The organism is Streptomyces sp. NPDC002276, from assembly GCF_053891435.1.
The window spans coordinates 411,064-432,142 of record NZ_JBSFCQ010000002.1 but is presented as its reverse complement, the minus strand read 5'-3'; the positions used below and the strand labels follow the sequence as shown (position 1 = coordinate 432,142).

The 21,079-nt window shown below is 69.7% G+C and carries 18 protein-coding genes; 4 read left to right on the top strand and 14 right to left on the bottom strand.

The features are described 5' to 3' along the window. Positions 1–2: 2 nt before the first annotated feature. From ACWIHT_RS07065 to ACWIHT_RS07045, 5 genes are all read right to left on the bottom strand, one after another. Positions 3–764, bottom strand: coding sequence for a vWA domain-containing protein (locus ACWIHT_RS07065; protein ID WP_456165237.1), 762 nt, complete (start codon positions 762–764; stop codon positions 3–5). 26 nt (positions 765–790) lie between these two features. Continuing rightward, positions 791–1,714: a hypothetical protein gene (locus tag ACWIHT_RS07060; protein ID WP_456165235.1), complete on the bottom strand. Its 924-nt coding sequence runs from the start codon at positions 1,712–1,714 to the stop codon at positions 791–793. An 80-nt stretch (positions 1,715–1,794) separates the two neighbouring features. Next, on the bottom strand, positions 1,795–2,256 hold the full coding sequence (locus ACWIHT_RS07055; protein ID WP_456165233.1) for a hypothetical protein: 462 nt from the start codon (positions 2,254–2,256) through the stop codon (positions 1,795–1,797). After that, positions 2,243–3,226 (bottom strand): serine/threonine-protein kinase, encoded by a 984-nt coding sequence (locus ACWIHT_RS07050; protein ID WP_456165231.1) that lies wholly within the window; start codon positions 3,224–3,226, stop codon positions 2,243–2,245. The genes ACWIHT_RS07055 and ACWIHT_RS07050 overlap by 14 nt, the downstream gene beginning before the upstream one ends. A gap of 154 nt (positions 3,227–3,380) precedes the next feature. Then, positions 3,381–5,204 carry a phosphoenolpyruvate carboxykinase (GTP) gene (locus tag ACWIHT_RS07045; RefSeq protein ID WP_456165229.1) on the bottom strand — a complete coding sequence of 608 codons (1,824 nt, stop codon included), beginning with the start codon at positions 5,202–5,204 and terminating at the stop codon, positions 3,381–3,383. A gap of 317 nt (positions 5,205–5,521) precedes the next feature. Between ACWIHT_RS07045 and trhA the strand changes: the two genes are divergently transcribed. From trhA to ACWIHT_RS07025, 4 genes are all read left to right on the top strand, one after another. Further along, on the top strand, positions 5,522–6,235 hold the full coding sequence (gene trhA / locus ACWIHT_RS07040; RefSeq protein WP_456165227.1) for a PAQR family membrane homeostasis protein TrhA: 714 nt from the start codon (positions 5,522–5,524) through the stop codon (positions 6,233–6,235). Positions 6,236–6,348: 113 nt separating this feature from the next. Then, complete coding sequence (locus ACWIHT_RS07035) at positions 6,349–7,929, top strand: DHA2 family efflux MFS transporter permease subunit (protein WP_456165225.1); 1,581 nt, start codon at positions 6,349–6,351, stop codon at positions 7,927–7,929. Next, positions 7,926–8,558 (top strand): TetR/AcrR family transcriptional regulator, encoded by a 633-nt coding sequence (locus tag ACWIHT_RS07030; RefSeq protein ID WP_456165223.1) that lies wholly within the window; start codon positions 7,926–7,928, stop codon positions 8,556–8,558. The genes ACWIHT_RS07035 and ACWIHT_RS07030 overlap by 4 nt, the downstream gene beginning before the upstream one ends. Positions 8,559–8,564: 6 nt before the next feature. After that, a complete protein-coding gene (locus tag ACWIHT_RS07025) occupies positions 8,565–8,765 on the top strand; it encodes a type II toxin-antitoxin system RelE family toxin (RefSeq protein WP_456165221.1) in 201 nt (66 codons plus the stop codon). Between the two features lie 57 nt (positions 8,766–8,822). On the opposite strand, the gene ACWIHT_RS07020 is transcribed toward ACWIHT_RS07025, so the two are convergent. From ACWIHT_RS07020 to ACWIHT_RS06980, 9 genes are all read right to left on the bottom strand, one after another. Then, positions 8,823–11,240, bottom strand: a complete 2,418-nt coding sequence (locus ACWIHT_RS07020) for a galactose oxidase-like domain-containing protein (RefSeq protein ID WP_456165219.1) — start codon at positions 11,238–11,240, stop codon at positions 8,823–8,825. Next, entirely contained in the window at positions 11,237–12,427 is a 1,191-nt protein-coding gene (locus ACWIHT_RS07015) for a glycosyltransferase (RefSeq protein ID WP_456165217.1), read from the bottom strand. The genes ACWIHT_RS07020 and ACWIHT_RS07015 overlap by 4 nt, the downstream gene beginning before the upstream one ends. Beyond that, positions 12,424–14,073, bottom strand: a complete 1,650-nt coding sequence (locus ACWIHT_RS07010; protein ID WP_456165215.1) for an ArnT family glycosyltransferase — start codon at positions 14,071–14,073, stop codon at positions 12,424–12,426. The genes ACWIHT_RS07015 and ACWIHT_RS07010 overlap by 4 nt, the downstream gene beginning before the upstream one ends. Beyond that, complete coding sequence (locus ACWIHT_RS07005) at positions 14,070–15,338, bottom strand: glycosyltransferase (RefSeq protein ID WP_456165213.1); 1,269 nt, start codon at positions 15,336–15,338, stop codon at positions 14,070–14,072. The genes ACWIHT_RS07010 and ACWIHT_RS07005 overlap by 4 nt, the downstream gene beginning before the upstream one ends. 192 nt (positions 15,339–15,530) lie before the next feature. After that, positions 15,531–17,564, bottom strand: coding sequence for a thioredoxin domain-containing protein (locus ACWIHT_RS07000; protein ID WP_456165211.1), 2,034 nt, complete (start codon positions 17,562–17,564; stop codon positions 15,531–15,533). 46 nt (positions 17,565–17,610) lie between these two features. After that, a complete protein-coding gene (gene nadC / locus ACWIHT_RS06995) occupies positions 17,611–18,477 on the bottom strand; it encodes a carboxylating nicotinate-nucleotide diphosphorylase (protein WP_456165209.1) in 867 nt (288 codons plus the stop codon). Positions 18,478–18,561: 84 nt separating this feature from the next. Then, the gene (locus ACWIHT_RS06990) at positions 18,562–19,362 is read right to left on the bottom strand and encodes an ABC transporter permease (RefSeq protein WP_456165207.1); all 801 of its coding nucleotides are present in this window, start codon (positions 19,360–19,362) and stop codon (positions 18,562–18,564) included. Further along, a complete protein-coding gene (locus ACWIHT_RS06985) occupies positions 19,328–20,104 on the bottom strand; it encodes an ABC transporter permease (protein ID WP_456165205.1) in 777 nt (258 codons plus the stop codon). Before ACWIHT_RS06985 ends, ACWIHT_RS06990 begins: the two co-directional genes overlap by 35 nt. After that, a complete protein-coding gene (locus ACWIHT_RS06980) occupies positions 20,101–21,048 on the bottom strand; it encodes an ABC transporter ATP-binding protein (RefSeq protein WP_456165203.1) in 948 nt (315 codons plus the stop codon). The genes ACWIHT_RS06985 and ACWIHT_RS06980 overlap by 4 nt, the downstream gene beginning before the upstream one ends. Between the last annotated feature and the right edge of the window lie 31 nt (positions 21,049–21,079).

Here is a 21,079-nt window from a genome sequence, read left to right as displayed (position 1 = left end):
GCTCAGCTCTCCCAGGCCGGGCGCTGGGTCTTGAACTGGCTGAAGATCTTCTCGAAGACCTCGTCGCCCGCGCCCTTCTGTTCGGCGTTGGCGCTGGCCGACATCATCTGGAGCAGTTCGCGGAACGGGAAGCCCTGGATGCGGGCGTTGAACTTCGGCGCGAAGGCCTGGAGGACCTGCTCGCCTCGATCCGTGATGCCGCCGACGCCGATCGCGTACAGCCGGAAGCGGCGGGCCTGTTGCTCCTCGGCGAGGACGGGCAGCAGCCGGTGCCAGGAGTCGGTCATATGGCCGGTGCCGTCGGTGGGGAGGCCGTCGGTGACCAGGCAGATCTGCGGGCGGTAGTACTGGAGTCCGGAGGCGCGCAGCTCCGCCTTGCGGGCCGCGACGACATGCATGGCCAGTTCCAGCGCCTCGGTCATCAGGGTCACGCCGGACGCGGTGAAGCGGGGTGCCTGGAAGGCGTGCGCGGGCACGAAGGGGCTCACCGGGGCGCGCGGGTCGAGGAGTTGGGGTCCGCGCCAGGCACCGACGCCCCGGCCGCCGAAGGTGATGACGGCGACCTCGACGCTGTAGCTGAGGGAGACGTCGTCGTGGAGTTCGCGGGTCCACTCGGCGAGCGCGTCGTTGAGGGACTGGATCGGCGCCCCCGCCATGGAACTCGACGTGTCCAGGCACAGCACCAGCGGCAGCCGTTGCGCGTTGTTCTCGAACTCGATGTCGGCGTACTCCGCCGGCAGCGTGGGCGGGTATTCGCTGTGCATGGTGTCTCCTGGCGGTAGTACGGGGGTCACTGGCTGCCGCGGGCGTGATGCCGGGCGGCGGGCGGGAAGGCGTACAGGACGTCGGAGTCGGGTTCGCGGGCGTCGGTGACCTCGACCTGCGCGCCGGGCTCGGGCGGGGTGCGGTCGGGTTCGGCCCACACCGCGCGGTAGAGGACGTGGTCGAGTTCGACGTAGCCCTGCGGGTGAAGCGCCGTACGGACGACGGCTGTTCGGGACGGGCCGGTGCGGGGGCCGACCCGGCGGCCGGGGGACGGGGGCGGTGCGGGGGCGGGCGGGACGGGGCGGAGTCTGGCGGTGGTCTCGGCGGGTTCCGGGGCGGCGTCCGCCGTGGCCGTGGCGGTGGCGGTCGCTGTGGCCGGGGCGCGGGAGCGGCGGACGGCGAGGAGGAGGGCGAGGAGCAGGAGGAGGAGTACGGCCGTCAGGGTGATGAAGAGGAGGCGCAGGTAGTCCGTGGACTTGTGCGCGCCGACGGTGAAGGTGTGGGTGCCGAGGTCGGCGACGCCCACCTTCTTGTCGATCAGCTGACCGCCGGTGAGCGGGGATTTGCTGAGCTCCTGGCACACCCGGTTGCAGGCGCCGAGGTCCTTCAGCGTCTCCTTGTCCAATCGGTCGATCCTGGCGTCCCGGTCGACGAGCGCGTGGCCGGCCAGGACGAGCAGCGCGCTGCCGCCCTGGCCGGTGTGGACACCGGCCGGAACCTGCACCTGGAGGTTCCCGAGGTTCGGACGGACCTGTCGGCCGCCGTCGAGGCCCAGGGGCTCGTTCAACGTGACCGTGACCACGACCCCGTCGTCGAGCGCGCCCTTCCAGCACTCCAGCCGCGCCGGAAAATCCTTGCCGCAGGGATCATCGGCGGCAGCCGCCGACCCCGACGGAATCACCGCGATCAACAAACCGAACAGCAAGGCAGTGCACAACGTACGTCTCATGACGACCCCCCGTTGGCGCCCATAGTGGAGGAAACAGGGCCGTGGCCGAAAGGGGTTGACTGAGAATGCTCAATTCATTTCTACAGCTGGAAAACCTGATGGCAACGGGTGAACATCTGTCGCGCCCGTTCCACCCAATCACTGGCCAGAACATCGAAGTCGTCCTGCGAGATCCGGCAGGTCAGCGGGAGGTCGCAGACTCCGGCGAGGCACGGTCCGGGGCCGCGTACGTCCCACACCGACAGCATGGGATTCAGCTGTTCGGTGTTCCACGCGTTGGACGCGGCGGCGGCGATCGCCAATTGATCCTTGCGCAGAGAATGACCGTCGGTGACAAAGGCGACGAGAAGTCTTTTCGTGGTCATGAAACGTACGGTGAGCGTGCGCCCCGACTCCTCTAGATCGAATTGCAGGGAGAGGGAATCGACATCGCTCTCGACGTGGTAATTCCGGCGGGCGCCCCAGGTGTGCGTCAACTGCCGCCAGGAGGAGCCGATGTCGTAGTCCCGGCCGGGCGGGAGGGAGGAGTCAGGCGTCGCCACGCGCCACCGCCCGCGTGACCATGTCGTCGGTGAGGCCCGCGTCCAGCAGGGCCTGCGCGTGCAGCAGCAGACAGGACGGCACCGGCAGGCTCGTACCGCCGCCGCGCCGGGCCGCCAGCTCGCCGCGCCGGACCTCGATGGTGCGGGCCACGGCGGGCGGCGGCCAGACCGCGGTGCGCGGCGGTGCCAGCAACTCGCCCAGCAGGACGTCCAGTCGGGGCCGGTCCGCGGGGCGCTTGGCGAGACACCGCGCGAGCAGCGGCCGTAGCCCCGCCGGTACGTCGTCCAGGTCGGGTGCGTGGTGCACGACCCGCAGGCTCACCGCCTCGCCCGTGCCGAACGGCGGGCGGCCGGTCAGCGCGTACACCAGGACACCGCCGAGGGAGAACACGTCGGTGGGCGGGCCGAGCGGCGCGGCCGTCATCTGTTCCGGCGACATGAACGGCGGGGTGCCGACGACGATTCCGGCCCGGGTGAGGCTCGGGGCGCCCTCGACGCGGGAGATGCCGAAGTCGATGACGCGGGGGCCGTCGGAGGCGAGCAGCACGTTGGCCGGTTTGAGGTCGCGGTGGACCAGGTTGGCCGCGTGGATCGCCTGCAAGGCCTCAACGAGGAACGCGCCGAGCCTGCGGACCTGCGGTTCGGGCAGCGGTCCGTCGGCGCGGATGGCCTCGGCGAGGGAGGGGCCTGGCACGTACATCGTTGCCAGCCAAGGGAGTTCGGCCTCGGTGTCGGCGTCGACGACGGCGGCCGTGTAGGCGCCGCTGACCAGGCGGGCGGCGGCGACCTCGCGGGCGAAGCGGTCGCGGAACTCCTGCTCGGCGGCGAGTTCGGGCCGTACGACCTTCACCGCCACCTCGCGGCCGGCCGGGGAACGGCCGAGATACACCCATCCCATGCCGCCGGAGCCGAGCCGCCCGGCGATCCGGTACGGCCCCACGCTCAGCGGATCGCTGACCGGAGTGCGCACCCCGCTCACCTCACTTCGGGGTTCGGGTTCGTTGCGAGTTGTCCCGAGTGTCCCCCGAAATGCCGGTCCGGGCAGAGGTGATGGGAGAAATAGCGGCCAATGGGCAAGGGCCCGCACGCCGTTGTGCGGGCCCCTACGGTTTCGCTACGGGATGTCAGCCGAGGCGCTGCACCAGCGCCCGGTACTCGTCCCACAGTTCCTTCGGGGTGTGGTCGCCGAAGGTGTTGAGGTGGTCGGGGACCAGGGCCGCCTCCTCGCGCCACACGTCCTTGTCGACGGTGAGCAGGAAGTCGAGGTCGGCCTCGGACAGGTCGAGGCCCTTGGTGTCGAGGGCGCCCTTGGCCGGCAGCACGCCGATCGGGGTCTCGACGCCCTCGGCGCGGCCGTCGAGGCGGTCCACGATCCATTTCAGGACCCGGCTGTTCTCGCCGAAGCCGGGCCACACGAACTTGCCCGCGTCGTTCTTGCGGAACCAGTTCACGTAGTAGATCTTCGGGAGTTTGGACTGGTCCCGGCCCTTGGCCACATCGACCCAGTGGCCCATGTAGTCACCCATGTTGTAGCCGCAGAACGGCAGCATGGCGAAGGGGTCGCGGCGCAGCTCGCCGACCTTGCCCTCGGCGGCGGCGGTCTTCTCGGAGGCCACGTTGGCGCCGAGGAAGACACCGTGGTTCCAGTCGAAGGACTCCGTCACCAGCGGTACGGCCGAGGCGCGCCGGCCGCCGAACAGGATCGCCGAGATCGGCACGCCCTTGGGGTCCTCCCACTCGGGCGCGATGATCGGGCACTGCGAAGCGGGCACGGTGAAGCGGGCGTTGGGGTGCGCGGCGGGCGAAGTGGACTCCGGCGTCCAGGAGTTGCCCTTCCAGTCCGTGAGGTGGGCCGGAGTCTCCTCCGTCATGCCCTCCCACCAGATGTCGTTGTCGTCGGTCAACGCCACGTTGGTGAAGACGGAGTTGCCCCACAGCGTCTTCATCGCGTTGGCGTTGGTGTGCTCGCCGGTGCCGGGCGCGACGCCGAAGAAACCGGCCTCGGGGTTGATCGCGTAGAGGCGGCCGTCCTCGCCGAACCGCATCCAGGCGATGTCGTCACCGATGGTCTCGACGGTCCAGCCGGAGACGGTGGGCTCCAGCATGGCGAGGTTGGTCTTGCCGCAGGCGCTCGGGAAGGCGGCGGCCACGTACTTCGACTCGCCCTGCGGGGGCGTCAGTTTGAGGATCAGCATGTGCTCGGCGAGCCAGCCCTCGTCCCGCGCCATCACGGAGGCGATGCGCAGGGCGTAGCACTTCTTGCCGAGCAGCGCGTTGCCGCCGTAGCCGGAGCCGTAGGACCAGATCTCGCGGCTTTCGGGGAAGTGCGAGATGTACTTGGTGGAGTTGCACGGCCACGGCACATCCTGCTCGCCCTCGGCCAGCGGCGCTCCGAGCGTGTGCACAGCACGCACGAAGAAGCCGTCGGTACCGAGTTCGTCGAGGACGGGCTGTCCCATACGCGTCATGGTGCGCATGGAGACGGCGACGTAGGCGGAGTCGGTGATCTCTACGCCGATCGCGGAGAGGTCCGAACCGAGGGGGCCCATGCAGAACGGGACGACGTACATCGTCCGGCCCTTCATGGAGCCGCGGAAGATGCCCTGTTCTCCCGCGAAGATCTCCCGCATCTCGGCGGGGGCCTTCCAGTGGTTGGTGGGTCCCGCGTCCTGCTCCTGCTCGGAGCAGATGAACGTCCTGTCCTCGACCCGGGCGACATCGGTCGGGTCGGAGGCGGCGTAGTAGGAGTTGGGGCGCTTGATCGGGTCGAGCTTCTGGAAGGTGCCCTTTCGGACGAGCTCCTCGCTCAGCCGCTCGTACTCGGCTTCTGATCCGTCACACCAGACCACGCTGTCCGGTTGGGTCAGTTCTGCGATCTCGTTCACCCACGAGACCAGTTCCTTGTGTTCGGTGGGGATGACGGGGGGAGCCGCGATGTCGCGCGCCACGATTGCTCCTATGGTGAGGGATTTTGTCCTTGTTGCCCCGTGGGGGCCGCGACCCGGATGCTCCAGATGGTCGATCTTGGCGCTCATCCGGTGCCGACCGCACTCATTTGATCATCCGACTCGCCCGCCCATATGTCCAGAGGGCCTCACAGACGAGCGACGTGAGGATCGCCACGTATCGAGATGTTTTCCGTGCGTCACCGTCGCTTCACCCCGGGTACCCGCACGTCGGCTAGGCATGAGAGAGTGGCCACTTCTGGACCCCCATCTCGCCGCACTGACACGTAACTTACGGTTCCGTAGGTACGCTTGCGCGCATGACTGCGTCCGTCCCCGACGCGCACACGGACACGCCGATCGCCGGCCATGGTCCCTCCGCGCTCTCCCTCCCCGACCATGTGAAGCCGAAGCTGCGCGGCTGGCTGCACCTCGGCATGTTCCCGGCCGTTCTCGTCTCCGGCCTGGTGCTCACCGCTCTCGCCGACTCGGCCCGGGGCCGTATCGCCTGCGGGATCTTCGCCCTGACGGCCTGCCTGCTCTTCGGGGTCAGCGCGCTGTACCACCGGGGCAATTGGAGCCCGCGCATGGACGGCATCCTGCGCAGACTCGACCACGCCAACATCTTCCTGATCATCGCGGGCACCTACACACCGCTGACGATGCTGCTGCTCCCCGGCGCCAAGGGTCAGTGGCTGCTGTGGGGCATCTGGGGCGCGGCGCTGGCCGGCATCGCCTTCCGGGTCTTCTGGGTCGGCGCCCCGCGCTGGCTCTACACGCCCTGCTACATCGCGATGGGCTGGGCGGCCGTCTTCTTCCTGCCGGACTTCATGCGCACGGGCGGCATCGCCGTCCTGGTCCTGGTGATCGTCGGCGGACTGCTCTACAGCGCGGGTGGCGTGATCTACGGCATCAAGCGGCCGAATCCGTCACCTCGCTGGTTCGGTTTCCACGAGGTCTTCCACTCCCTGACGGTGGCGGCCTTCCTCGTGCACTACGTGGGGATCTCCCTGGTGGCCTACCAGCACGGGTAGCACCTGAGACACCTCCTGTTCATGGCCACGGCGCTCAAGCCGTGGCCATTTTTCATGCACTGAAAGTCGATACCCATTGACATCAACCACTTTTTGACAGCTACTCTCATTTCATGGCTACTGTCACTCAATCCCAAGAGGTGCGACGCGATCCGCGCCGCTGGTGGGCCCTCGGGGCCCTGGTCGCGAGCATGCTCACGCTCGGCTTCGACACGACGATCCTCAACGTCGCCCTGCCCACGATGGCCGGCGACCTCGGCGCCAGCACCGGCCAGCAGCAGTGGATGGCGGACTCCTACGTCATCGTCTTCGCGGCCCTGATGCTCCCGGCGGGACTGCTCGGCGACCGGTACGGGCGGCGGCGCATGCTCGTCGTGGGGCTCGGCGTCTTCCTCGCCGGCTCCGTGGCCGGCGCCCTGGCCGACGACGTCAACTGGGTCATCGCGGCCCGCACACTGATGGGCCTCGGCGCCGCACTGGTCATGCCGCTCGCCCTGTCCGTGCTGCCCTCGCTCTTCGGACCCGACGAGCGCACCAAGGCCGTCGGCATCATCTCCGCGGCCTCCTCGCTCGGCCTGCCGCTCGGCCCGATCATCGGCGGCTGGCTGCTCAACCACTTCTGGTGGGGCTCGGTCTTCCTGGTCAACGTCCCGATGGCCGCGATCGGCATCGCCGCCTGCGTCTTCCTGCTCCCCGAGACCCGCGACCCCGCCTCCCCCAAGGTCGACGCCCTCTCCACCGCGCTCACCGCGGCCGGCCTCGGCTCCCTCATCTACGCCATCATCGAGGCGCCCAGCCGCGGTTGGGGCGACCCACTGATCGTGGGCATGCTCATCGGCGCCGCGGTCCTCATCGCCGCCCTGGTGCTGCGCGAGCGGCGCATGGAACGCCCCATGCTCGACATGACCCTGCTCACCCACCGCGGCTTCCTCTTCAACACACTCGCCGCGACCCTCGTGATGTTCGTCCTGTCCGGCCTGCTGTTCGTGCTGCCGCAGTACCTCCAGGCGGTCCTCGGCAACGACGCGCTCGGCACCGGCGTCCGCCTGCTGCCCATGATGGGCGGCCTGATCATCGCGGCCCGGGCCGGGCAGCCGCTGGTCGCCAAGTTCGGCTCCCGGGCCGTGGTCACCGCGGGGCTGGTGGTCCTCGCCTTCGCCGCGCTGCTCGGCAGCCGTACGACGGTCGACTCCGGCTACGGCTTCACCGCGCTGTGGCTGTCCGTCACCGGCTTCGGTTTCGGCTTCTCGATCGTCCCCGCGATGGACGGCGCCCTCGGCGCGCTGCCCCGCGACCGGGCCGGCAGCGGCTCCGGGCTCCTGATGACCATGCGCCAGGTCGGCGCCGCGATCGGCATCGCCCTGCTCGGCAGCCTGCTCGCGAGCACGTTCCGGGACCGCCTGGATGTCACCGGCCTGCCCGCGAAGGCGGCCGACACCGCCGGGGAGTCGGTGGTCGCGGCCCACATCGTCGGCCAACGCACCGGCTCGGCGGACCTCATCGCCTCCGCGAACAGCGCGTACGTCCACGGCATGGGCCTGGTCCTGCTGGTGTGCGGCGCGGCGGCGCTCGTCACCGCGCTGCTGGCGGCGGCGTTCCTGCCGAACACTCCGACCACGGCCGCGGTGCGGGAGCAGGAGGAGGAAGACCCCGCCACAGCCGTGGCCGTCACCCTGGCGGATGCCGGACAATGAACACCATGACGGCCGCACCCTCCCCCTTCAGCCCCGCCGACCGCCCCCAACTGGGCCTCCGCGAGCGCAAGAAGATCAAGACCCGCGAGGCGATCCGCACCGCGACGTACGCACTGGTCAAGGAGCAGGGGTACGACGCGACCACGATCGAGCAGATCGCCGAGCGCGCCGAGGTGTCGCCGTCGACCGTCTTCCGCTACTTCCCGACCAAGGAAGACATCGTCATCACGGACGAGTTCGACCCGATCATCATGGACGAACTCCGGGCCCGCCCGGCCGACGAGCCCTGGATGGTCACCCTCCGGTACGTGATCCAGCGGGCCATCAAGTACGGCCTGAAGGAGGACGAGGAGACCTCCCGCCTCCGCACCCACCTCATGGTCCAGGTCCCGGCGGTGCGCTCCCGCATGATGGAGAGCATGTCGCTCACCGGCAACATGCTCTGCGAGGCCATCGCCACCCGCACCGGCCGCGACCCCGAGAGCCTGGAGGTCCGCGTCTACGCCATGTCCCTCGTCGGCGGCCTGATGGAAACGTCCCTGTACTGGGCGGAGAACGGCCACAAGGACGACTTCGCGGGCCTGGTGGACCGCACGATGGATGTACTGGAGCACGGGCTTTCGGAGTGAACCACGGTGAGTGTCCAGCACGTTCGTGACCTGAGCGAGCCGCCGATCGAGAAGGAGGTCGTCGACATCGAGGCCCTCCAGGGGCACAACGCCCGCTGGCGACTGCGCGTCGGAGACTTCCGCGTCGTGTACACCGTCGAGGACGGCCAACGGATCGTATGGGTGCTGGCTGCCGGCAATCGCCGCGACGTCTACCGAAACCTGTGAGCTCGGCGAGGGCGCACCCCCAACAAGGGTGCGCCCTCGCCGAGTTCGTGGCGACTACTACCCCTTCTTCCCTACGGTCTTCACGTCCCCCTTCCCGCAAGCCACCCCGTCCCTGTTCGGGTCGAGGTGGAGCGGGTCGTCCTTGCCGTTGACCTTGAGGCGGCCGTAGTCGTTCTCCCGGAGCCATGAACAGCGGGCCGCAGTAGTGGACTTGACCTCGGTCGGGAAGACCGTGGGGACGCAGACGTTGATCGTGCCGTAGTGGCGGTCGCAGCCGGAGATGGTTGGGCTGACCTTCTGCGAGGTGCGCTTCTTGCCGGGCTCGGTGACCTTGCCGGTCAGGGAGTCGGCGAAGGAGTGGACGTGGGCCGAGGCCGTGTCCGAAGCGAGGGCCGAAGGGCCTTGCAGGTGGACCCACTTGGCGACCGAGGGGACTCCGTTGGCGTCGACCGCGAAGAGCATGTACCAGCCGGGCGGCGCCAGGTTGGGGTTGCTCGTCACGTTCAGGTCGACCGTGTCGCCGTTCACCGACAGCGGCAGGTCCACGAAACGCTGGTTCGGGTCCGAGGAGTGGGTGACCGCCGCCGGGCGGATCAACTCCGCCTTGGCGATGGGCCGGTCGACGGTGATCGTCTGGGTCTCGCCGTACTCCCACTCGTTGTCGATCACCGAAGTGATCGTCGGCCGCGTCCCCTTGAGGAGATACGGCGGGGTGTAGATCGACACGTTGTGGTTCCAGGTGCCGTTGCCCGGGTTGTCGCCGGTCGACATCACCCGGCCGTCCGGCAGCAGGAACGAGGACGAGTGGTACCCGCGGGCTTCGGGGTCCGCCGCCACCGGGTCGAACGTCGTCGTCGCCGGGTCGAAGATCGAGGCCTCGTACACCGGGTTCGCCCGGTTGTGCAGCGCGCCGCCCGTCTCCAGCACCGTGCCGTCCGGGAGGATGACCGCCGACACGTACATCTTGCCCTGCGCACCGGTCTCGGCCACCGGACCGTTCCCCAAGTCGACGGTCCCCTGGGGGATTTGGGGGCCCACGGTGTACGTGGGATTCGCCGCCTTGAGGTCGATGATGTCGGTCAGCCGGTTCGCGTCCGGGTTGGAGTCGATGTTGCCGCCGCCGATGGTGAGGACCTTCTGGTCCTGCGCCGGAGGCAGCAACACGCTTGCGGACTGGTCGCGTTGGTCCTTGTTCTGGAGCCCCGGGACCGACGTGATCGTGTTCGCGGAGTAGTCGTAGATCGCGCTGCCCGTGCCCGGGATGTTGTTCCCGAAGACATGGCTGCCCGTGTAGAAGAGCCGGCCGTCCTGCATCAGGACCATCGACGGATACAGCCCCCAGTACGACCAGGTCTGGTTGACCTGCGACAACGGCAGCCACTTCTGCTGGGCGTCCGACCAGTACTCGGCCGTCACCGACCCCGTCGAGTCCTCGCGCAGCCCGCCGAAGGAGACGACGTCACCGTTGCCCAGCTCGGTCGCCGACGGGTACCAGTGGCCGTCGTTGAGGTCGTTCGTCTTGCTGTACGTCTCGGTCACCGGGTCGAAGATGTACGAGTCCTTGTACCCCTCGTACCCGTGCGAACCGTCCGCCGCCGGGAACGCCTTGTTGCCGCTCAGCACCAGCACCCGGCCGTCCTGGAGTTGGATGTGGCCCGAGCAGAACATGTCCTTCGGCGTCGGGATCACCTTGTACGTCCCCGCCACCGGGTCGTACACCGCGCTCGTGAACGTCCCCGCGTCGAACTGCTCCTGGCTGTTCCCGGAGCCCGCGATCAGCAGCACCTTGCCGTTGTTGAGCACGACGGAGTGCATCGAGCGGACCGGGTTCTGCGTCGGGAGCACGTCCCAACGCCCGTTCGCGCACTGCTCGGCCGTCGCCGTGCAGGTCGCGGGCGGGAGCGTGTCGGGGACCTGGTCCATCGTGTAGTCGTCGGTGGTCGCGGACCCGGTGCCGTAGACCGAGACACCCCAGGTGATCCGGTCGGTACCGGCCGGGACCTCGGGTGTACGGACGCTCGCCTGGGTCCAACTGCCCTGCATCTCCAGGGTCTTGAGGTCGGTCCAGTACTGCCAGCCGGCGGTGGTGTCGTGCCGGAAGAGGGTGACGTTCGCGTCCGGCGTGGTCGTCTTGTACCAGAGCCCGAGGTCGTACTGCTTGCCCGCCGTCACCACCGGCGCGCAGCTCGTGGACTCGGTGATGAGCGCCTTGCGGTCACCGTCGACGCGCCGCGTGACGGTGACCTTCATGGCCTTCGAACCCGAGTGCGCGTCCGAAGTCGTCGTGAAGTCGAAGTCGTTGTCGCCCCAGCCGGACTTCTCCCAGCAGTACGGCATCCCGTCGCCGCCCGCCGTCTCGAAGCCCGGGTTGAGGACGAGGTTCGCGGCCTCGGCGGACTGCGGCGAGGTCAGCAGCAGTCCGGCGGTCAGCGTCCCCACCCCGGCGAACGCGGTTCTTCTGCGGTACTTGTTCACGCGCCTCTCCTCGGTTCCGTACAACTCCCTTTACTGCGAGGGAGATAGACCAGTGCCTCGGTGCCGGCGAAGCGCAGGACGAAGGTCGTGACCAGCGCGAGCGCGGTCGCCGACACGGCGCTCATGCCGAACCGGTGGACGAACAGGGCGATCAGCGGGATCCGCAGCACCAGGTCGGCGTTGGCGAGCAGCGCGAACCGGCCCGCCCGGTCCCACCAGTTGCGGTGCATCCGGCGGTCGCGGAACAGGAGGTGCTCGATGAGCAGGAAGTTCCAGGCCACGCCGAGCTGGTTGGCGAGGATCTCGGCGGGGACGTAGTGCATGCCCGCCTTGGTGAGCGCCCACAGGCCGGCCAGGTTCGGCAGGAAGCCGGTGGCGCCGATCAGGCCGAAGACCAACATGCGCGCGACCGGCGAGGCGGTGCGCAGCCCGAGCAGATGGCGCAGGAAGCGAAACCCTTCCCTCGCCGTCGACTTGGACTCGCCGGCGAAGCGGTCCTGGAAGACGAACGGCACCTCGGTGACCGTGTGCGGGCGGCTGCGGACGGCGAGTTCGAGCAGGATCTTGTAGCCGAGCGGCTTGAGCGCCTCCGCCGTCACCGCGCTGCGGCGGATCGCGAAGAAGCCGCTCATCGGGTCGCTGATGCCCCGCAGTCTGCGCGGGAAGAGCCCCTTGGTCAGCCAGGTCGCCCCACGGGAAACGGCGATGCGATAGCCGCCCGCCAGTCCCTCGCGGCTGCCGCCCTTGATGTACCGGGAGGCGACGACGAGCCCGGCGTGCGCCCGCTCCCCCGTGCCCACCAACTCCGGTACCAGGGACGGCGGATGCTGAAGGTCACCGTCCATGACGACGATCCAGTCGGACGTCGCCGCCCTGATCCCCTCGACGACCGCGCCGCCGAGCCCGCCGGCCGGCTCCTCCCGGTGCAGCACGGTCACCGGGAACGGGCAGTCCCGCGCGGCCTCGGAGATCACCTCGGGGGTGTCGTCGGTGGAGTCGTCGACGAAGACGACCTCGCAGGGCAGCCGGGTCGGCACGGACTCGGTGATCCGGTGCAGCAACTCCCGTACGTTCGCGGACTCGTTGAAGGTCGGTACGACGATGGTGACGGCACCGGGCTCGGCCAACTCCGCTGCCTGTAGGGCGGGTTCACCCAACTCCCCGGGGACGGTGGACTCTTGGCTCATCGCTGGGCTCCCACGGTCTCGGACCGGACCTGCCGGATCTCGATGCGGTCGTCGCCGGTGCCGAAGGTGGCGACGGGTGTGGAGTGCTCGATCGCCGCCTTGACGTTGGGCAGGTCGACCGCGTCGCGCCGTACCGTCGGGGAGGCCACCACGTAGTCGATGTCCCGCCAGCCGTGCGGGAGCGTCTTGGTGACGGCGGGGTCGAGGTCTGCCTTGTAGAACCAGATGACGCCGAGCCCGGGCCGGTACCCGGCGTGCACCAGGTCCAGCCAGAGCGCGTCGTCGACGAGGACCCGGGTGTCCTTCGGGTCCCGCACCTCGGTGGACAGCCACTTGGAGGCTGCCCGGTAGGGGGCGTTGGCATCCGCGGTCACGGCGGTGCGGTCGCCGTCGTACCACCGCGGTACGACATAGGCGCCGGCGGCGAGGGCGAGGACCGCCGCGAGCGCGTACCGGCCCCCGGTGACGTATCGTTTCTCCCCCTCGTGCCGCCGTCTGCGCAGCACCGCGTGGGCGACCGAGGCGGTGCCTCCGGCGAGGACCAGGGCGAGGAAGGGCAGCGCCCCGATGACGTACATCGCGGGCAGATAGCCGCCCGGGCGCAGGGCTACGGCGGCGAGGATCGCCACGGTCAGCGCCGGTCCGGCGAGCGAGCGGGCGGTGACCGACCAGCGCCAGGTGACCAGGAGCAGGAGCGCCCCGGCGAGTCCGCCCAGTGGCAGGACACGGTCGTAGTAGAGCCAGGAGTGGAGGACGCCGTAGGAGCCGGTGCCCCGGTCGAGGATGAAGCCCGAACCCGGCCTGGTCATCTGGTACTTGAGGCCGTCCCAGAGGGAGACATGGCCGCTGCCGGGCAGCAACTCGCCCTTGAGCAGAGCGAACAGGGGGTACGCGCAGCCGATCAGGACGCAGGCGGTGATGGCGCCGGTGAGCGCGAACTTCCTGGTGTCGCGGTGTCCGTGCCGCCACATGGTGACCACCAGCGCGGGCAGGACGACGACCATCGTCTCCTTGGTGAGGACCGAGGCGGCGGCGGCCAGTCCGGCCCCGAAGTGGTGCCAGAGATGGCGACTCGGTGACGCGGCCAGGCAGAACGCGAGCAGCATCCACATCACGGCGATGTTGTCGAGGAAGATCTCCCGCTGGAGGATGACGGACAGCGGCGAGAGACCGAAGAGCAGCATCGCGAGTCCCGCCGCCCAGCGGGGCAGGGACAGCCGACGCGCGAGGACGTAGACGAGGGCCGCGCTGATCGCGCTGATCACCAGCATCGCGAGGCGCATGGTGCCGACGGTCATCGAGTCGGGGCTGAAGTGCGCGGGGATCCAGGTGAGCAGCGCGATCTGGATCCAGCCGAGCGGCGGATGGTCGTACCAGTAGGTGTAGTGGGCCAGCCCGGTGCCCTGTTGGACGGCCCAGGCCTGGGCGAGGTAGGTGCCCTCGTCGTCGCTGAGGGTCGGGTAGTCGGCGATGTTCCAGCCCTGCACGACGAGGATCGCGGTGAGGAGCAGACCGCAGAGGAGGAGGTCGGGGCGGGAGGAACGCAGCCTCGAAGGTGGCGTTGTCCGACCGGCCGAACCGGTTTCAGGCGCAGGCTGCCGCTGCGCGGGGACCGTGGTGGTCGCCGCGGGAAGGGTGGAGGTCACGCAGGAACGTCCTCTCGGATCACTGCGGGTTCGGTGAGGTGCGCGCCGACATGGGAGGTCAACTCCCAGTCGTTTCGGCCACGTTGCTCACGCCACACTGCGCGGATCGCGGCTCCGGCCAGGAGGACCTGGTAGAAGGGGCCGCCCACGACGAGCTTCAGATAGTGGACGGCGCGGACGCGGAGTCCGTACTGCTTGCCGAAGTCGTGCAGTCCGACGACCTCGAAGACGAAGGTGACGGCGGCGGTGACCAGCGGCAGGAAGGTGAGAAAGGCGATGCCGACCGGCACGTCAAGGAAGAGCGCGACCGCCGCGTTGAGCGGGATGATCACCCCGGAGAAGGCCTGGAGGAACGGCGTCATCAGGGTGTAGCGGGCGAGCAACCGCTGCCCGAATCCCGGGAGTTGCTTCCAGTCCTTCTTCCGGTAGACCTGAAGGAAGCCCTGGTTCCAGCGAGTTCGCTGCTTCAGCAACGACATCAGCGAGCCGGGGGTCTCCTCCCGGGTCACCATGTCGGAGTCGTAGGCGACGACGACCTTCTTGCCGACACTGGACAGCCGCACGCCCAAGTCGCAGTCCTCGGCGAGGCAGTTGGGGTCCCAGCCGTCGGCTTCCCGCAGCGTGCTGGTCCGTACGAAGACGGTGTTGCCGCCCAGCGGGATGAATCCCTTCTGCGCGTGCAGATGCAGCCGGGAGCGGAACCAGAAGAAGTACTCCAGGCAGTTGCGCAGGCTGTACCAGCTGGAGTGGAAGTTGATGAGCTGGACGCCTCCTTGGACGACGTCCGCGCCGGTGGTGCGGAACGCGTGGTCGACGTGGGCGAGCAGCTCCGGATGGACCTGGTCCTCGGCGTCGAAGACCCCGACGACATCGCCGCGGCAGTGCGGCAGCGCCGTGTTCATGGCCTTCGGTTTGTTCTTCTTCTCGTGCGTGTCGACGACGACCCGGACGCGCGAGTCGCGTTCGGCGGCACTGTGGGCCACCGCCGCGGTCTCGGGGTCGTCGTGCCCCACGATCACGATGATCTCGAAGTCGGTGTGCGTGGACTCCAGCAGGCGCTGGATGGTGTGGTCGAGCACGGCCTGTTCGTGCCGGGCCGGCAGCAACAACGAGAACGAGACGTGCTCGTCCCCGTCCGGGCTGCTGAAACGGGTGGAGGCCAGCACTTCGGGCGTACGCCACGCGTGCATCTGCCACCACAGGGTGAAGGCGGCCATCCAGAACAGGGCAAGCGAAACAGCAGCGACGAATACGGACGTCAACACAGCAGATCCCCCCAGATCCCAATCCCCCCGGCGCGACGGTGAGTTACATCCGTCGCGTCACGGGGCCGAGACTATGGGCGGTCTGTGAAGCGGACAGGTGATTTCAGTGAAGAGCGTGTTTCCTCACAATGGGGCTCACACGTGAGCATTTCCCGCACTGGTCACGTTTCGCACGGTTACGGCTCTGTCGTTTCACCTGCTCAGCGCGGTGCGCAACTGTTCGAGATCGGTCGTCGGCGCGTCACAGGTGAAGTTACGGCAGACATACGCGGCCGGTTCACCACCCACCAGTGGCCGGTTCGCGAGCAACGGCAGCTCGTCACTCTCCGCGACCCCGAAGGCGACCACCGCACCGGGCGCGGTGCTCAGAAGCGCCGTACGGTGCAGGGCCTTTGCCCCTTCGTCGGAGAGCGAAGGTCCTACGACGGCGACCTCGCGCGGCCCGTCGAGATACGCCTCGGCCACCGCGAGCCCCCACCCGATGAAGCGGGGAACGCGCGGCCCGAGCGCCTTCACGACCCCCAACGCCCGCTCGGCGGCGCTGCGATGCGGCTCGGCACCGGTCTGGGCCGCGTAGCTCAGCAGGGCGCCCGCCGCGGCGGTCCAGCCGGACGGGGTGGCGTTGTCGGTCGGATCCTGCGGCCGGCGGATGAGCCGCTCGGCGTCGGCGGCGGTGTCGTAGAGCGCCCCCGACTCGTCGACGAACCCGGCGAGCACATGGTCGAGCAGGAACCCGGCGAACTCCAGCCAGACCCCCTCCCCCGTGACCGACGCCAGCGCGAGGAAGCCCTCGGCGACATCGGCGTAGTCCTCCAACACCCCCGCGTTCGCCCCGACTTGGCCGTCCTTGCTGGTGCGGGCCAGCTTGGCGTGGTCGTCCAGATGCAGCCGTACGAGGAGGTCGGCGGCGGAGACGGCGGCCTCGATGAGGTCGGGGCGGTCGAAGTAGGCGCCGGTCTCGGCGAGCGCGGCGATCGCGAGGCCGTTCCAGGCGGCGACGACCTTGTCGTCACGGCCGGGGGCGGGACGGCGTGAACGGGCCGCGAGGAGACGGCTCTTGACCGACTCGATCCGCTCGGCGTCGAAGACCCCTTCGCTCTGCGGGAGTTGGAGGACGGACTGCCCCTCCTCGAAGGTGCCTTCGTCCGTCACTCCGAAGTACTGGGCGGCGAGTTCGGCGTCCGCCTCGCCGAGGACTTCGGTGAGCTGCTCGGGCGTCCAGACGTAGTAGGCGCCCTCGACGTGCTTGCCGGTCCCGGTCCCGTCGTCGCTGTCGGCGTCGAGCGCGGAGGCGAACCCGCCCTCGTCGGTGCGGAGTTCGCGCACCAGGAAGTCGGCGGTCTCGACGGCGACACGGCGCGCGAGCGCGGACCCGGTGCTGCGCCACAGGTGGGCGTAGACACGGCAGAGCAGGGCGTTGTCGTAGAGCATCTTCTCGAAGTGCGGCACCACCCAGTCGCGGTCGACGGAGTACCGGGCGAATCCGCCCCCGAGCTGGTCGTAGATACCGCCGCGCGCCATCCGCTCGCAGGTGTCCCGCGCCATCTCCAGGGCGCCTTCGGATCCGGTGCGGGCGTGGTGCCGTAGCAGGAACTCGATCACCATGGACGGCGGGAACTTGGGCGCGCCGCCGAATCCGCCGCGCTGCGGGTCGTACTCACGGGTGAGCCCCAGCAGTGCCTGGGACAGCTCCTCCTTGCCGGGGGCCTCGGTGCCGCCGTAGTCGATCTGCCGCTGGGACAGATCCCGCGTGATCTTCCCGGCGACCTCGGCGACCTCGTCCCGCCGGTCGGTCCAGGCACCGCGCACCCCTTCGAGGACCTGCCGGAAGGAGGGCATGCCGTGGCGCGGCGCGGGCGGGAAGTAGGTGCCGAAGTAGAAGGGTTCGGCGTCCGGGGTGAGGAACACCGTCATGGGCCAGCCGCCCTGGCCGGTGGCCGCCTGCACGGCTTCCATGTAGACGGCGTCGATGTCGGGGCGCTCTTCGCGGTCGACCTTGACGCTGACGAAGTGGGCGTTGAGGTAGTCGGCGGTGGCGTGGTCCTCGAAGGACTCGTGGGCCATGACGTGGCACCAGTGGCATGCCGCGTAGCCGACCGACAGCAGAACGGGGACGTCGCGCTGCCGCGCCTCCTCGAAGGCCTCCGGTCCCCAGGGCCACCAGTGGACCGGATTGTCCGCGTGCTGAAGCAGATAAGGCGAGGTCACACCAGCGAGCCGGTTCATGCGCCCCAGCCTCTCACGGCACCCCGGCCCCGACGGCGGAACCCGGTCAGGCGCCCGAGATGAGCATGCTCAGGTCGAGGGCCGGGGCACTGTGGGTGAGGGCGCCGATCGAGACGGCGTCGATGCCGGTCTCGGCGATGGCGCGGACGCGGTCGAGGGTGATGGTGCCAGAGGCCTCAAGGGTGATGTCCTGGCCGACGGCGAGTTCGGCGCGGAGCCGGACCACGCCGCGGATCTCGTCGTTGGTCATGTTGTCGAGCATGATCCAGGACGCCCCCGCGCGCAGCGCCTCCTCGGCCTCGGCCACCGACTGGACCTCGACGTCGATCAGCACCTCGCGCCCTTCGGCCGCGCGACCGGCCTGGACGGCGCGGACCGCCGCGGTGACACCGCCGGCCGCCGCGACGTGGTTCTCCTTGAGCAGGACCATGGCCGCCAGGTCGAGCCGGTGGTTGGTGCCGCCGCCTGCGGTGACCGCGTACTTGTCGAGTGCGCGCAGACCGGGGGCGGTCTTGCGGGTGTCGAGCACCCGGACCGGCAGGTCCTCGACGACGTCGGCGAAGCGCCTGGTCAAGGTCGCGATGCCGGACATCCGCTGGAGCAGGTTGAGCACCGTGCGCTCGCCGGTGATCAGGCTCCGGGCGGGACCGGAGAGCCTCACCAGGACGTCGTCCGGCGCGAGCCGGGCGCCGTCCTCGACCACGGTCACGACCTTCACCTCCGGGTCGACCCGGGCGAAGACCTCGGCCACGATCGGCAGGCCGGCCGCCACCCCGGGCTGCCGGGTGATGATCACGGCCTCGGTCCGCAGTTCGGCCGGGACGCTCCACCGGGTGGTGATGTCGTCCCCGGCCGCGTCCTCGGCCAGGGCCAGCTCGACGGTCCTGCGGGCGGCCCCGCTGGGGAAAGTCATGACGATTCGTCAACTCCTCGTATGCGAAGGGACTTTGACGCGAATGGACTTTGACACGAAGGGACTTTGGCATTCTCCCCCGAATCAGGTCAGACCGTGGACCCGGGCGCGCCGGCCCCAGCGGACGGCCAGTACCCGGGCCAGCCCCAGCCAGCCGAGCCCCACCGCGATCTCGGCGGCCACCGCGCCGGCGTACGGCTGCCCGGCGAGGGAGCGCCGGACGGCCTCGATGCCGTGGGTGAGCGGCAGCACCGTGCCGAGGTGCCCCAGGACGCCGAGCCGGTCGGCGGGCACGACGGCGCCGCTCAGCACCAGGACCAGGTAGGAGCAGGCGTTGCCGAGCAGGAACTCCGACCTGCCCATGATCGCCAGGACGCCGACGGCGATCCCCAGGCAGGTGCTGGTCACCGCCATCAGCACGTACAGGCCCAGGTCCGGAAGCAGGTCCGCGCTGGTGCCGCCGAGCCCCAGGACCGGCCCCGCGACCGCCAGTACGGTCAGCGAGACCAGCAGGGCCTCGGCGGTGTAGGGCAGGTACTTGAGGACGAAGAACCGGAACGGCGGCACGGCCCCGGTGAGCACCCGGTACAGCGTTCCCTCGTCGCGGTCGAGGGCGGGCGAGCCGCTCGCCGCCACGATGGACGACAGGCACATCAGGTACGCCGAGATCCCGACGAACGCCGCCCGGCCGCCGTCCTGCTCCCCGCCGGTCAGCCTGGCGAGCAGGACGTAGAAGACGGCCTGGAGCACCGCGCGCGGCACCTTGGAGAAGAGCAGGACCCGCGGTGGGTCCTCCACCAGGTAGAGCCGCCAGCCGAGGCGCAGTTGCTCGGCCGCCCGGGCCGCCGCGTCAGGAGAACTCCAGGGTGCCGAGCGTACGGGCACGGTTCACCACCTTCCGGAACAGGGCGCGCCCGGCGAGGAGGTAGACCAGCGTCAGCCCGCAGGCGGCCAGCAACGCCCGCCAGTCCTGGCTCCCGGCCGCCGCGGAGACCAGGTACTCCTTGGCCCAGCGCAGCGGGATCAGCCGGGAGATCCAGCGCAGGGCCACCGGCAGCATCCGGTCGGGGATGAGCAGCCCGCCGAGGATGAACACCGGGTACAGCAGGGCGTTCCCGATGTGCACCCCGTGTCTGGACAGTACGAACACGCAGCTCAGCAGGGAGCCGAGGGCCACCGCCGAGGCCATCGTCACCAGCACCCCGAGCAGGAACCAGCCGGGTTGGACGAGGTGCGGGCGGACCCCCCGCAGCAGCGCGGCCGCCAGACCGGAGACCAGCATGGCCCCCGAGGTGAACAGCACCGAGCCGGCGCACTTGCCGATCAGGACGACCCACGGATCCCACACGCTCACCACGTTGCGGGACATCGTGCCCTGGACGATGTCCCGCCGGATGATCCCGCCCGCCATCCAGACCAGGGACGCCCACAGGCTGGTGGCCAGGACGGAGATGAGGATCCGGGTGGCCTCCGGCCGCGAGCCGCCGGACGGCAGCGCGATCACCAGCAGCACGGCGGGCTGGACCCCGCCGAGCAGGATCACCATCGGGCCGCTGCGGACCACCACCATCTGGATGCGCGCGGACTCGTAGAACACGGCCAGGCCCGTGGCGAACCGGCCGGTCACGGCCGCTTCCCCGCGTAGAGCCGACGGAAGGAGTCCTCCAGGCGGGCCGGTGTGACGTCGAAGGACTCCACGGCCCGGCCGTCCAGCAGGGCGCCGATCTCCCGCAGCGCGTCCGCGCTCCACTCCTTGACGCTGAGCGTCAGCCGCCAGCGCCCCGCCTCCGGTTCGCCCGGGGTGGCGGAGACCGTCGGGCTGCTCACCGCGGTCGGCGGCTCTCCCCGGCCGGTGACGGTGATGGTGGCCGCGAACCCGGCGCGCCGGGCGAAGTCGGCCAGCGGCATGTCCTCGACCAGGCGCCCCTTGTCGAGCACCACCACGCGGTCCGCGAGTTCCTCCACGTCGAGCAGGTAGTGGCTGGTGAGCAGGATCGAGATGCCCCGCTCGCGCATCGCCGAGATGTCGGACCGCAGCCGGGCCGCCTCGATGGGGTCGAGGCCGACGGTCGGCTCGTCCAGCAGCATCACCCGGGGGGAGGTGGAGAACCCGACGGCGAGGTGGAGGCGCTGCCGCATGCCCTTGGAGAAGGTCTCCAGCCGCCGGTCGGCCACCTCGCCGAGACCGACGCTCTCCAGCGCGGACCGGACGGTCGCGTCCAGGCGCCTGGGGTCCGCGCCGTTGAGCATGGCGAAGAACCGGAGGTTGTCCCGGGCGCTCAGCCGGCTGTAGAAGCCCTTGTCGCCGCCGAAGACCACCGACTGCACACGGCGGACCAGTTGGGGCTCCCCGGCCACGTCGTGGCCCATCACCCGGGCGGTTCCGGAGGTGGGCAGCAGCAGGGTCGCCAGGACCTTCGTCAGGGTGGTCTTGCCGGCCCCGTTCTCGCCGAGCAGCGCGACGATCTCGCCCTCGGCCACGCTGAACCCGACGTCGGACAGGGCCGTGGTCCGCTGCCCGGACCGGTCGAACTCGCGACTCAGCCCGGAGACCTCGATGGCGGGCGTCACCGCTTCCGCCCGGTCGTGCCGGTCGTGCCGG

Excerpts from the sequence above, each read along its gene's own strand:
- ACWIHT_RS07000 (WP_456165211.1), bottom strand. The coding sequence starts at position 17,564 with ATGAACCGGCTCGCTGGTGTGACCTCGCCTTATCTGCTTCAGCACGCG.
- trhA (WP_456165227.1), top strand. The coding sequence starts at position 5,522 with ATGACTGCGTCCGTCCCCGACGCGCACACGGACACGCCGATCGCCGGC.
- ACWIHT_RS07060 (WP_456165235.1), bottom strand. The coding sequence starts at position 1,714 with ATGAGACGTACGTTGTGCACTGCCTTGCTGTTCGGTTTGTTGATCGCG.
- nadC (WP_456165209.1), bottom strand. The coding sequence starts at position 18,477 with ATGACTTTCCCCAGCGGGGCCGCCCGCAGGACCGTCGAGCTGGCCCTG.
- ACWIHT_RS07015 (WP_456165217.1), bottom strand. The coding sequence starts at position 12,427 with ATGAGCCAAGAGTCCACCGTCCCCGGGGAGTTGGGTGAACCCGCCCTA.
- ACWIHT_RS07065 (WP_456165237.1), bottom strand. The coding sequence starts at position 764 with ATGCACAGCGAATACCCGCCCACGCTGCCGGCGGAGTACGCCGACATC.
- ACWIHT_RS07035 (WP_456165225.1), top strand. The coding sequence starts at position 6,349 with ATGGCTACTGTCACTCAATCCCAAGAGGTGCGACGCGATCCGCGCCGC.
- ACWIHT_RS07030 (WP_456165223.1), top strand. The coding sequence starts at position 7,926 with ATGAACACCATGACGGCCGCACCCTCCCCCTTCAGCCCCGCCGACCGC.